The 12,189-nt window shown below is 69.1% G+C and carries 11 protein-coding genes; 8 read left to right on the plus strand and 3 right to left on the minus strand.

The window, feature by feature from the left end:
• Positions 1-279 precede the first annotated feature (279 nt).
• From rpsL to tuf, 4 genes are all read left to right on the plus strand, one after another.
• On the plus strand, positions 280-651 hold the full coding sequence (gene rpsL, locus LRD69_RS19410) for a 30S ribosomal protein S12 (protein ID WP_003948652.1): 372 nt from the start codon (positions 280-282) through the stop codon (positions 649-651).
• 2 nt (positions 652-653) lie between these two features.
• Positions 654-1,124 carry a 30S ribosomal protein S7 gene (rpsG, locus tag LRD69_RS19415; RefSeq protein WP_030977935.1) on the plus strand — a complete coding sequence of 157 codons (471 nt, stop codon included), beginning with the start codon at positions 654-656 and terminating at the stop codon, positions 1,122-1,124.
• 38 nt (positions 1,125-1,162) lie between these two features.
• Positions 1,163-3,292 (plus strand): elongation factor G, encoded by a 2,130-nt coding sequence (fusA, locus tag LRD69_RS19420; protein ID WP_277327845.1) that lies wholly within the window; start codon positions 1,163-1,165, stop codon positions 3,290-3,292.
• A gap of 160 nt (positions 3,293-3,452) precedes the next feature.
• Positions 3,453-4,646, plus strand: coding sequence for an elongation factor Tu (tuf, locus tag LRD69_RS19425; protein ID WP_037688003.1), 1,194 nt, complete (start codon positions 3,453-3,455; stop codon positions 4,644-4,646).
• Between the two features lie 102 nt (positions 4,647-4,748).
• Here tuf and LRD69_RS19430 read toward each other — a convergent pair whose 3' ends face one another.
• The 3 genes from LRD69_RS19430 to LRD69_RS19440 are packed head-to-tail and all read right to left on the minus strand — an operon-like array spanning position 4,749 to position 9,716.
• Positions 4,749-5,207, minus strand: a complete 459-nt coding sequence (locus LRD69_RS19430; protein ID WP_277327846.1) for a GNAT family N-acetyltransferase — start codon at positions 5,205-5,207, stop codon at positions 4,749-4,751.
• 31 nt (positions 5,208-5,238) lie between these two features.
• The gene (locus LRD69_RS19435) at positions 5,239-8,061 is read right to left on the minus strand and encodes a poly(A) polymerase (RefSeq protein WP_277327847.1); all 2,823 of its coding nucleotides are present in this window, start codon (positions 8,059-8,061) and stop codon (positions 5,239-5,241) included.
• 2 nt (positions 8,062-8,063) lie between these two features.
• Positions 8,064-9,716 (minus strand): RNA ligase family protein, encoded by a 1,653-nt coding sequence (locus tag LRD69_RS19440; RefSeq protein WP_277327848.1) that lies wholly within the window; start codon positions 9,714-9,716, stop codon positions 8,064-8,066.
• A gap of 525 nt (positions 9,717-10,241) precedes the next feature.
• Here LRD69_RS19440 and rpsJ point away from each other — a divergent pair.
• Genes rpsJ through rplW form a run of 4 tightly spaced genes read left to right on the plus strand, consistent with a single transcriptional unit; the run spans position 10,242 to position 12,186 of the window.
• A complete protein-coding gene (gene rpsJ, locus LRD69_RS19445) occupies positions 10,242-10,550 on the plus strand; it encodes a 30S ribosomal protein S10 (protein WP_003948644.1) in 309 nt (102 codons plus the stop codon).
• A 13-nt stretch (positions 10,551-10,563) separates the two neighbouring features.
• Positions 10,564-11,208: a 50S ribosomal protein L3 gene (rplC, locus tag LRD69_RS19450; RefSeq protein WP_030914132.1), complete on the plus strand. Its 645-nt coding sequence runs from the start codon at positions 10,564-10,566 to the stop codon at positions 11,206-11,208.
• Positions 11,209-11,212: 4 nt separating this feature from the next.
• Positions 11,213-11,863 carry a 50S ribosomal protein L4 gene (gene rplD / locus LRD69_RS19455; protein ID WP_030914133.1) on the plus strand — a complete coding sequence of 217 codons (651 nt, stop codon included), beginning with the start codon at positions 11,213-11,215 and terminating at the stop codon, positions 11,861-11,863.
• Complete coding sequence (rplW, locus tag LRD69_RS19460; RefSeq protein ID WP_037688005.1) at positions 11,863-12,186, plus strand: 50S ribosomal protein L23; 324 nt, start codon at positions 11,863-11,865, stop codon at positions 12,184-12,186. Before rplD ends, rplW begins: the two co-directional genes overlap by 1 nt.
• Positions 12,187-12,189 lie beyond the last annotated feature (3 nt).

Consider the following 12,189-nt stretch of genomic DNA (forward strand, 5'->3'; position numbering starts at 1 on the left):
ACGGCGGTACTGTCGGCCATTTCACAGGCGGCGCGTCGCCGTGGACAGCATTTGTTTTGACCGGAGTCCGTGAGGTAGGTACGCTCAGACCTTGTGCCTGGGGTGTGCCTGGGCTCGTGTGCGTGTCCTCAACCGCATGGCGAGCCCGTCAGTGGCCACCGCAATCTGCGCCCCTTCTGTCCCTAGGGCAGGAGCCTGCAGCATTCGACACACCCGACCGCGTGGGTCGGTGACGTTCCAGGTTAGTTTCACGAACGGCACACAGAAACCGGAGAAGTAGTGCCTACGATCCAGCAGCTGGTCCGGAAGGGCCGGCAGGACAAGGTCGAGAAGAACAAGACGCCCGCGCTCGAGGGTTCGCCCCAGCGCCGCGGCGTCTGCACGCGTGTGTTCACGACCACCCCGAAGAAGCCGAACTCGGCACTCCGTAAGGTCGCGCGTGTGCGCCTGACCTCCGGCATCGAGGTCACGGCCTACATCCCGGGTGAGGGACACAACCTGCAGGAGCACTCCATCGTGCTCGTGCGTGGTGGCCGTGTGAAGGACCTGCCGGGTGTTCGTTACAAGATCATCCGCGGCTCCCTTGACACCCAGGGTGTCAAGAACCGCAAGCAGGCCCGCAGCCGCTACGGCGCCAAGAAGGAGAAGTAAGAATGCCTCGTAAGGGCCCCGCCCCGAAGCGCCCGGTCATCATCGACCCGGTCTACGGTTCTCCTCTTGTCACCTCGCTGATCAACAAGATCCTGCTCAACGGCAAGCGTTCCACTGCCGAGCGGATCGTGTACGGCGCCATGGAAGGCCTCCGCGAGAAGACCGGCAACGACCCGGTCATCACGCTGAAGCGCGCGCTTGAGAACGTCAAGCCCTCGCTCGAGGTCAAGTCCCGCCGTGTCGGTGGCGCCACCTACCAGGTGCCGATCGAGGTCAAGCCCGGTCGCGCCGCCACCCTCGCGCTGCGCTGGGTCGTGGGTTACTCCCGCGCCCGCCGCGAGAAGACGATGACCGAGCGCCTCATGAACGAGCTGCTCGACGCCTCCAACGGTCTTGGCGCTGCCGTCAAGAAGCGCGAGGACACCCACAAGATGGCCGAGTCCAACAAGGCCTTCGCGCACTACCGCTGGTAGTCGCTACCCACATCGAGACCGAGAGAAGATTGAGCCTTATGGCCACCACTTCGCTTGACCTGGCCAAGGTCCGCAACATCGGGATCATGGCCCACATCGACGCGGGCAAGACGACCACCACTGAGCGGATCCTGTTCTACACCGGCGTTTCGTACAAGATCGGTGAAGTCCACGACGGCGCTGCCACGATGGACTGGATGGAGCAGGAGCAGGAGCGCGGCATCACGATCACGTCCGCCGCGACGACCTGTCACTGGCCGCTCAATGATGTTGACCACACCATCAACATCATCGACACCCCGGGTCACGTCGACTTCACCGTCGAGGTGGAGCGTTCGCTCCGCGTCCTCGACGGCGCTGTCACCGTGTTCGACGGTGTCGCCGGCGTCGAGCCGCAGTCCGAGACCGTTTGGCGTCAGGCGGACCGCTATGGCGTGCCGCGTATCTGCTTCGTCAACAAGCTCGACCGCACGGGTGCCGAGTTCCACCGCTGCGTCGACATGATCGTCGACCGCCTCGGTGCGGTCCCGCTCGTCATGCAGCTCCCCATCGGTGCCGAAGCCGACTTCAGGGGCGTCGTCGACCTCGTGTCGATGAAGGCCTTCGTGTGGCCGGAAGAGGCCCTCAAGGGCGAGATGTACGACACCGTCGACATCCCGGACACCCACATCGAGGCGGCTCAGGAGTGGCGCGGCAAGCTGCTCGAGGCCGTCTCCGAGAACGACGACCAGATGATGGAGCTGTACCTGGAGGGCGTCGAGCCCACCGAGGAGCAGCTGCACGAGGCGATCCGCCGGATCACCCTCGCATCGAAGGGCGGCGCGGGCTCCGTCACCGTCACCCCGGTGTTCTGTGGCACGGCGTTCAAGAACAAGGGCGTCCAGCCCCTGCTCGACGCGGTCGTCCGCTACCTGCCTTCCCCCCTGGACGTCGAGGCCATCGAGGGCCACGACGTCAAGGACCCCGAGGTTGTCGTCAAGCGCAAGCCCTCGGACGACGAGCCGTTCTCCGGCCTGGCGTTCAAGATCGCGAGCGACCCGCACCTCGGCAAGCTCACCTTCGTCCGGATCTACTCCGGTCGCCTCGAGGCCGGCACCGCGGTGCTGAACTCGGTCAAGGGCAAGAAGGAGCGCATCGGCAAGATCTACCGTATGCACGCGAACAAGCGTGAGGAGATCGCGTCGGTGGGCGCCGGTGACATCATCGCCGTCATGGGCCTGAAGCAGACCACCACCGGTGAGACGCTGTGCGACGACAAGAACCCGGTGATCCTGGAGTCCATGGACTTCCCGGCGCCGGTCATCCAGGTCGCCATCGAGCCCAAGTCCAAGGGTGACCAGGAGAAGCTGGGTGTCGCCATCCAGCGCCTCTCCGAGGAGGACCCGTCCTTCCAGGTGCACTCCGACGAGGAGACCGGCCAGACCATCATCGGTGGTATGGGCGAGCTTCACCTCGAGGTGCTCGTCGACCGCATGAAGCGCGAGTTCCGCGTCGAGGCGAACGTCGGCAAGCCGCAGGTCGCGTACCGCGAGACGATCCGCAAGGCCGTCGAGCGCATCGACTACACGCACAAGAAGCAGACTGGTGGTACCGGCCAGTTCGCGAAGGTGCAGATCGCCCTCGAGCCCATCGAGGGTGGCGACGCCTCCTACGAGTTCGTCAACAAGGTCACCGGTGGCCGCATCCCCCGTGAGTACATCCCCTCGGTGGACGCGGGTGCTCAGGAAGCCATGCAGTTCGGCATCCTGGCCGGTTACGAGATGGTCGGCGTCCGCGTCACCCTTCTCGACGGTGGTTACCACGAGGTCGACTCGTCCGAGCTCGCCTTCAAGATCGCCGGTTCGCAGGCGTTCAAGGAGGGTGCCCGCAAGGCGTCCCCCGTGCTCCTCGAGCCGATGATGGCCGTCGAGGTCACCACGCCCGAGGACTACATGGGCGATGTCATCGGCGACCTCAACTCCCGCCGTGGCCAGATCCAGGCCATGGAGGAGCGCAGCGGCGCTCGCGTCGTGAAGGGCCTCGTGCCCCTCTCGGAGATGTTCGGCTACGTCGGAGACCTCCGCAGCAAGACCTCGGGTCGCGCAAGCTACTCGATGCAGTTCGACTCCTACGCCGAGGTTCCGCGGAACGTCGCCGAGGAGATCATCGCGAAGGCCAAGGGCGAGTAACTCTCCCGAGCTCACGCTTTAGGCTTGTCACCGGAGCCTGGTGGGGCATTCGCCGCAGAGCGCAAGCAATGCGGTGAATGCCCCCGGCCCCGGCATCCCAGCAAAGATCACCTGGCGCCGATGAAGCAAGGCGTACAGAACCACTCCACAGGAGGACCCAGTGGCGAAGGCGAAGTTCGAGCGGACTAAGCCGCACGTCAACATCGGCACCATCGGTCACATTGACCACGGTAAGACGACCCTCACGGCCGCCATTACCAAGGTGCTGCACGACGCGTACCCGGACCTGAACGAGGCCTCGGCCTTCGACCAGATCGACAAGGCTCCTGAGGAGCGCCAGCGCGGTATCACGATCTCGATCGCGCACGTCGAGTACCAGACGGAGTCGCGTCACTACGCGCACGTCGACTGCCCGGGTCACGCCGACTACATCAAGAACATGATCACGGGTGCCGCGCAGATGGACGGCGCCATCCTCGTGGTCGCCGCCACCGACGGCCCGATGCCGCAGACCAAGGAGCACGTGCTCCTGGCCCGCCAGGTCGGCGTTCCGTACATCGTCGTCGCCCTGAACAAGGCCGACATGGTGGACGACGAGGAGATCCTGGAGCTCGTCGAGCTCGAGGTCCGTGAGCTCCTCTCCGAGTACGAGTTCCCGGGCGACGACCTTCCGGTCGTCAAGGTCTCCGCGCTCAAGGCCCTTGAGGGCGACAAGGAGTGGGGCCAGACCGTCCTCGACCTGATGAAGGCCGTCGACGAGTCGATCCCGCAGCCCGAGCGCGACGTCGACAAGCCGTTCCTGATGCCGATCGAGGACGTCTTCACGATCACCGGTCGTGGCACCGTCGTCACCGGTCGTATCGAGCGTGGTGTCCTGAAGGTCAACGAGACCGTCGACATCGTCGGTATCAAGCAGGAGAAGACCACCACCACGGTCACCGGCATCGAGATGTTCCGCAAGCTGCTCGACGAGGGCCAGGCCGGTGAGAACGTCGGTCTGCTCCTCCGTGGCATCAAGCGCGAGGACGTCGAGCGCGGCCAGGTCATCATCAAGCCCGGTTCGGTCACGCCGCACACCGAGTTCGAGGCCCAGTCGTACATCCTGTCGAAGGACGAGGGTGGCCGTCACACCCCGTTCTTCAACAACTACCGCCCGCAGTTCTACTTCCGTACCACGGACGTGACGGGCGTTGTGACCCTTCCCGAGGGCACCGAGATGGTCATGCCGGGCGACAACACCGTCATGAACGTCGTGCTGATCCAGCCGGTCGCCATGGAAGAGGGCCTGAAGTTCGCCATCCGTGAGGGTGGCCGGACCGTGGGCGCCGGCCAGGTCACCAAGATCCTCAAGTAATCACTTGACGGTCTGACCTGGTTGCTCCGCACAGAGCACCAAGAAGGGCCCCGGCCCGCCGCGTGAGCGGTGGACCGGGGCCCTTCGGTCGTCCTGCGGCGGCTATGTGCGCGGGCGGCGCACCAGATAGGCGTCGATGGGGTCCTCACGCTCCAGCGTGAACCCGTGGCGCTCGTACAGCCGTCGTGCCGGGCTCCCCTGCAGGACGTCGAGGCGGACGTCCGCACCTTCCGCGTCCGTGCGCCCCAGCAGGGCCCGCAGGACGGCGGTGCCGATCCCGCGGCCCTGAACGGCCGGGGAGAGATAGAAGTTCTCCAGCCACCAGCCGCTCTCGACCGGGCGCAGGGTGACGCTGCCGGCGAACTCGCCGTCCGCGAGGACGAGCGAGGTGTGTTCCGGAGCGAAGACGTCCCGCAGCCGCTGCCGCACACGATGCTCGTCGTATCGGCCCAGCCGTTCCAGGTCGGGGCGCATGACGACGGCCCGGAGCTCGGCAATGCGTTCGAGGTCCGAAGGGGCAGCGGGGTGCAGGGCCCAGCACGGGCCGGTCAGCGTAGACATGATCTTGATCATCCCAGGGCGGCCGTTGCGGTCAGTGCAGGGTCGGTACGTCCCCACCGCCGACGCGCGTCAGCGTGACCCCGGTGAGCCCCCGCAGCCGCCGCTCCGCGATCCTCTCGACCAGCGAGCGGTCCGGGGGAGTCGGGCCGAGGCCGATCGCGTAGCGGACCGGGTCCGTGCCGTAGGGGCGGGGCCAGGCATGGGACTCGGGGGCCACCTCCGACAGGTCGCCGATCAGGGCGCGCATGCGGCCGCGCACGCGGCCCTCGTCCGGTCCCGGGCGTACGTCCACGACGGCCCAGGCCGCGTGGCGGCGGTGCAGCGGCGGCGGGGTCAGCAGCCCGGCGGAGTCCGTCCCCAGCAGCTCCCAGGCGCGGAACAGCTCCTGGGTGAGCAGGTCGCGCATGCCCGCTGTGATCTGGTCGGTGCAGGGGCGTACGGGCTCGGACGGAGTCATGATCGTGACCGGCAGTTCCGGTCCCTGCACCCGCGCAGCGCCTACCGGCACGCGCCAGTCCCAGGCCGCCCACGTCGCGAAGAACTGCCGCAGCAGCCCGTCGGGCGACAGGTCACCCGACTCCCGGACCGTGCGGGCCGCCAGGACGGACCAGGCCAGGCCGGGGAGCCCGCCGAACGGCGCCGAGTCGAGGCCGCGCGCCCCGGCCCATGCCTTGACCTCCCGGGCCAGCCGGGCGAACGCCTCCTGCCGGTCGCCCGCGAGGGCGAGCACCGCCTCCGCGTCGCTCACCGCGCTGAGCGCCACCGCCGCCGCCTCGCCCAGCTCTGCGCGGCGCTCGACCGCGTCCGACGGGTCCATCGGACCGGTGGGAACCACGACCACGTCCACGCGCAGACCGTCGATGTCCATCCGCAGGCCGGGGACCCGTGCCCCGGTCACCTCCCGGAGGTCCGTCGCCTCCGGCAGCGCCGCCGCCAACAGGCCTTGTACGATGGGCAGTTCGACCTCGCCCGGCAGTGCCGCCACCAGGTCCAGATCCGCGCCGGGCAGGGCGCAGCCCATGCGCCGCGAGCCGACGACATGGACGACCCCGTCGGCCAGTGCTTCGCGGACGAGGCGTACGACACCGGTGGCGTCCGCGACCGGGCGGGCGCCACCCGAGGCCGGTCCGGGGTTCTCGTCGCCGGGGTTCTCGTTGCCGGGGGCAAGGGGATCGTTCGGCGTCGCTGCGTCCGGTACCCAGCGCACCTCGCCCGTTCCCAGCGCCACCGTCGCCCGTACCCGCATCGGCTCGTCGCCGCGGCGCGACAGCAGCGCCAGCTCCCCGACCCGGACCGGCATCGGTTCGAGCCGCCAGCCGCATTCGGCGGCCAGGGCGTGCGGGTCCGTGGTCCGGCCCAGGCTGAGGTGCGGGGTGAAGCCCCCGTGGTGGCCGCGGCAGGCGGGGAACCGCCGCACCAGCTCCTCCCACAGTCCGGCCCACGGCTCCTCGCCCCCGGCCGCCGGGTCCAGCCACACCGTGGCCCCCTCGCGGTGCCCGAACCACTGCACACCTGCCAGCCGCGCATCGAAGGGGGCACACGCGGCCGCCGCGGCGGCGAGCAGCGGGGCCGCGTGCTCGAAGGCGTACTCGGGAACGAAGCCGAACAGCAGATTGACGTGCGGCGGCCAGCGGCGGATCTGCGGGTCGTGGTCCCGCCGGATCGCCTGGAGCGGCGGCCAGAGCTCCTGCGGCGGGATCCACGCCAGTGCGGTACGGGCCGTGGGCGGTACGTCCAGGACGTCGGCGCTCTCCGCGACGACCGGGGCCAGTTCGGCCAGTACGCCGTAGTGGTCGGAGAGGTACAGGCCCTCGGCCGTGGGGACGTTGCCGCGGAGTCCGGCACGCCGCACCCGCAGCCCCTCCGCGCGGAGCAGCACCCGGTCCAGCCGGGACGCCCGCCCGCTCAGCGAGGAGACCGCGGCCAGCGGATTGACGCACGGGTCGAACGTCGGGGTCGCGTCGTCGGGGCCGTGGGCCTCGCTCCACGCGTCGCGCATGCCGAGCGCCGTGCCGGGAGCGCCTGTGCCGTCGTTGAAGTCGCCCATGAGGACGAGATCGCCGTCGAGGGATGCCAGTCCTTCGGCGATCCGGGCCAGTTCGGCCTCGCGCCGTTGCGCGCCGTCCTCCGAGTGGTCGCTGCTCAGATGGGTCGCGGCGACCGTGACCGGCCCGGCGCCGGTCTCCACGACGACGGCCACCACGGCCTTGTGCGGGCCGAGGACGTGGTGGCCGGCCTCGCGTACGGGCAGCCTGCTCAGCAGCAGCACGCCGCACTCGTCGACGTCCCGCGCCGCCGGGTCCGTCCCCAGGGTGTACGTCTGACGCACCCACGGTTCCTGGAGCAGCAGGGTGAGCAGCGCGGGCTCCACCTCCTGGAGCGCGATGACGTCCGCGTCGGCCTCGCGCAGTGCGGTCATCAGCAGCGGTCGGCGCGCGGCGGTGCCGATGCGGTCGGCGTCGTAGCGGTCCCACAGGGTGTTCCAGGTCAGCACGCGCAGCCGTACCGCGGGCCCGTCGGCCCGGGCCGTCCGCGCCGGTACCCAGTCGGCGCCGTCCCAGGCGTACGGCGTGCGGGCGGTGAAGAACGGCGCCCGCAGCCGGCGCGCCTCCCGTACCCGCCCTGCGTCCGTTTCGTCGATCCGGTCGACGCCCGTGGCCCGGTCCCACACGACCTCGCCGTCGGCCTCGAAGAACAGCACCCGGTGCCAGGGGATCTCGCCGCCCGGCACGAACACGGGCAGCGGGACGCGCTTGGGCGGGGCGCCGCGCTGGTTGATCCCGACCACGAAACGGGCGGGGTCGAAGCGCGCGTCCCAGCACACCCGGTGGTAGATCTCCTCGCTGGTACGCACGGCTACGCCTCCTCCTCGATCGTTCCACTGGCCCCGATGTACCAGGTGCGGTGCGCCTGGCCCGGGTACGGCGGGCCGAAGCGGTGCAGCTGGCCGGCGAGAACGCGGGCCGGCACCGGGTGCTCGCGTGCGGCGTTGCGCCGGGTCAGCTCGTCCTCGTCGACGAGGACCACGGCGTGGGTGACGAGTGCGTCGCGGTGCCGGGCCACGGAGTGCACCAGGGAACGCTGCTGCTGATTGAGTGATGTCGCGTCCCACACCACGGTCCCGCCGCCGGCCAGCGCGGCGTCCAGCCGGTCGAGTCCGGTGCGCAGGATGTCCGCGTTGGCCTTCTGGTCGGCGCGGGAGCCGCGGGCCTCGCGCAGGTCGTCGAGGGAGATGAGGGTGTCCACCCCGGCCAGCTGCCGGGCGAACGTGCTCTTGCCGCTGCCCGACGGGCCGACCATCTGGATCAGCTTCGGGAAGGCGTCCGACCGCCATCGCCAGGTGGCCGCGACCGCCTCCTCGGCCGTGCGGATCCGTCCGAGCGCGTACGCCTCGCGGGCCTCGGCCAGACAGCGGGCCGAGGCGTCGGCGTCCAGCCCGGCGAACGCCTCCCGCAGCCCCACGAGCGATCCGGCGTCCTCCGCGTGCAGCGCGGACCACTCCACCTGCTCGCGCGCCTCATCGTTCCGGGCGGTCGCCCGCGCGACGGCGTGCAGGACGTCCAGGTCGACGGCGTACGACAGCCGCACCAGACCGGCGCGCCGCTCCTCGTCCGGGTACGGCCGGTGCAGGGCCGGATGCAGCCCGACGAGGTCGGCGACACGCCGGGCGAGCGGCATGCCCAGGGCGGGGACGAGTTTCGGCGCGAGCCAGGAGCGCCGGCTGCCGTGCAGCAGGGTGGCCAGTACACCGGAGAGCCGGGTGTCGCCCCACAGCCCGGCGGTCTCCAGCCGGCCGAGGACCTCCGTGTCCCCGCCGGGTACGCCCAGCGCCGCGGTCAGTTCGCGCGCGTCGGCGGCGGCACCCGAACGCACCGCCCACAGCGGCGCGTTCGGGCCCAGGCCGTTCGCGACGACGGCTGCGTGCATCCAGTGCGCACCGGTCTGCACGTGCCCGGGCCTGACCCACTTGGCGACGCGCCGTACGAAGTCGCCGGCGGCGAATCCTTCGACGGTCCGCACGACGTATCCCTCCTGGCGTCCCCGGTCGACCGCGATCGCCCGCAGCGCCCGCTCGTCGAACGTGCCCCGCCACAGGACGCGGGGCACGGGGATGCCGAGCGCCCGCAGACAGCGGACGGTCTCGTCCCAGTCCAGACAGCGTCCGTCCGCGTCCCACACGGAGAAGCCGTAGAAGTAGCTGTCCAGGTCCTCGTACGCGATCGAGTGCCGGGCGTACATGTTCTCGCCGCACACCCGCCGGCCCGCGGGGATCGCGTGGCCGATGCGCCCCTGGAGGGCCTTGACCCAGGTCCGGGACGGGTGGTGTGCCGAATCGAGGGAACGTGCGTGCAGGCCGTCGGCGTACAGGGTGGTGTTCTCGCCGTCGAGCTTCTCGGTGACGACGACCTCGCGGCCGCGGAGCCCGCACAGGTCGGCGACCCTGACGTCGTCGTCGGTCACCCCCGGCGACCAGGGCAGATGCGGTGTCCGTGGATAGTGCGTACGCATGTCGGTCGAGGCCCCCGTGTCGCTGACATGGCCAGCCTAGGAGCGCGGGGGAGGGGCGTTCCAGCGGATATTCCTCCGGCGCGCCGCCACCGCGTCGCCGGGCGTTCCATGAGGCGCGGTTTGACGCGCCACTCACGCGGGGTAATGTCTTCGGCCCGATTGGCCAGGCTCCCGCCGCGTATGGCACACTGACCAGGTTGCTCGGTTGAGTGTCAATGCTGCGCGCCTCCCGCCGGGAGGACTGGAAGCGAGTCCCACAGTACTCGTCGGCCCCATGCGGGCCGGACGTACGGGAATCTTTCGGGAAGCGTAAGTGGGGCACCGGCCAGGCACCCGGTGGGTGTTTCGCCCCCGACGCTCTTTATTGAGCACAGCGCGGTCCACGGCCCGCACCCCCTTGGTTGGGAAATCCTTCGGGAGTTCTGCGTAGAGGGGATGCGACACGCCCGACCGCGTGGGTCGGAGGAGAAGTTTCCAGAACCCCCGGGTTCCAGAGCGTTACGAGAGACAGGACTACTAGTAGCCATGGCGGGACAGAAGATCCGCATCCGGCTCAAGGCCTACGACCACGAGGTCATCGACTCCTCGGCGAAGAAGATCGTCGAGACGGTGACCCGCACTGGTGCGTCGGTCGCAGGCCCGGTGCCGCTGCCCACTGAGAAGAACGTGTACTGCGTCATCAAGTCGCCGCACAAGTACAAGGACTCGCGCGAGCACTTCGAGATGCGCACGCACAAGCGCCTCATCGACATCCTCGACCCCACGCCGAAGACGGTTGACTCGCTCATGCGTCTCGACCTGCCGGCCGGCGTCGACATCGAGATCAAGCTCTGAGGTGACGCGCGAGATGGCTAAGAACATTAAGGGCGTCCTGGGCGAGAAGCTCGGCATGACCCAGGTCTGGGACGAGAACAACCGGGTCGTCCCGGTGACCGTCGTCAAGGCCGGGCCCTGCGTCGTCACCCAGGTCCGCACCAACGACAGCGACGGCTACGAGTCGGTCCAGATCGCCTTCGGCGAGATCGACCCGCGCAAGGTGAACAAGCCCCTCAAGGGCCACTTCGCCAAGGCCGACGTGACCCCGCGCCGCCACCTGGTGGAGCTCCGCACCCCTGACGCCAGCGAGTACACGCTGGGCCAGGAGGTCACTGCCGCAGTGTTCGAGTCCGGCGTCAAGGTTGACGTCACGGGCAAGAGCAAGGGCAAGGGCTTCGCCGGTGTGATGAAGCGCCACAACTTCAAGGGTGGCAAGGCGTCCCACGGTGCCCACCGTGTGCACCGCATGCCCGGCTCCATCGGTGGCTGTGCCACCCCCGGCCGTGTCTTCAAGGGCATGCGCATGGCGGGTCGCATGGGCAACGAGCGCGTCACCACCCAGAACCTGACCATCCACGCGGTTGACGCGGAGAAGGGTCTGCTCCTCATCAAGGGCGCAGTCCCCGGTCCGAACGGCGGCCTCGTCCTGGTCCGTACCGCGGCCAAGGGGGCTTGAGGTAATGAGCACCATTGACATCCTTTCGCCGGCAGGCGACAAGGCCGGTACCGTCGAGCTCCCCGCGGAGATCTTCGACGCGAAGACCAGCGTTCCGCTGATCCACCAGGTCGTTGTCGCACAGCTGGCTGCTGCCCGTCAGGGCACGCACAAGACCAAGCGTCGCGGCGAAGTCCGTGGTGGTGGCCGCAAGCCGTACCGCCAGAAGGGCACCGGCCGCGCCCGCCAGGGTTCGACCCGTGCGCCGCAGTTCGTCGGCGGTGGCGTCGTCCATGGCCCGCAGCCGCGTGACTACTCGCAGCGCACCCCGAAGAAGATGAAGGCCGCCGCCCTGCGCGGTGCCCTCTCCGACCGGGCACGCCACTCCCGCATCCACGTCGTCACCGGCGTGGTCGACGGTGCAGTCTCCACGAAGGCCGCCAAGACGCTGTTCGGCAAGATCTCGGAGCGCAAGAACCTGCTCCTGGTCGTCGACCGCGCCGACGAGGCCGCGTGGCTGTCCGCCCGCAACCTGCCCCAGGTGCACATCCTGGAGCCGGGCCAGCTCAACACGTACGACGTGATCGTCTCCGACGACGTGGTCTTCACCCAGGCCGCTTTCGAGTCCTTCGTGTCTGGCCCCAAGGCCGATGAGACCGAAGGGAGCGACGCCTGATGAGCGAGGCGACCGTAACCAGCAAGACCTTCACGGACCCGCGCGACGTTCTCGTCAAGCCGGTCGTTTCCGAGAAGAGCTACGCGCTGCTCGACGAGAACAAGTACACGTTCATCGTCGCGCCCGGCTCCAACAAGACCCAGATCAAGCAGGCCGTGGAAGCGGTCTTCTCGGTCAAGGTCACCGGGGTCAACACGATCAACCGGCAGGGTAAGCGCAAGCGCACCAAGACCGGTTTCGGCAAGCGCGCTGACACCAAGCGCGCCATCGTGACCCTCGCCGAGGGCGACCGTATCGACATCTTCGGCGGCCCGACCTCCTGACGG

This window comes from Streptomyces sp. JH14 (genome assembly GCF_029428675.1).
Lineage (GTDB): Bacteria > Actinomycetota > Actinomycetes > Streptomycetales > Streptomycetaceae > Streptomyces.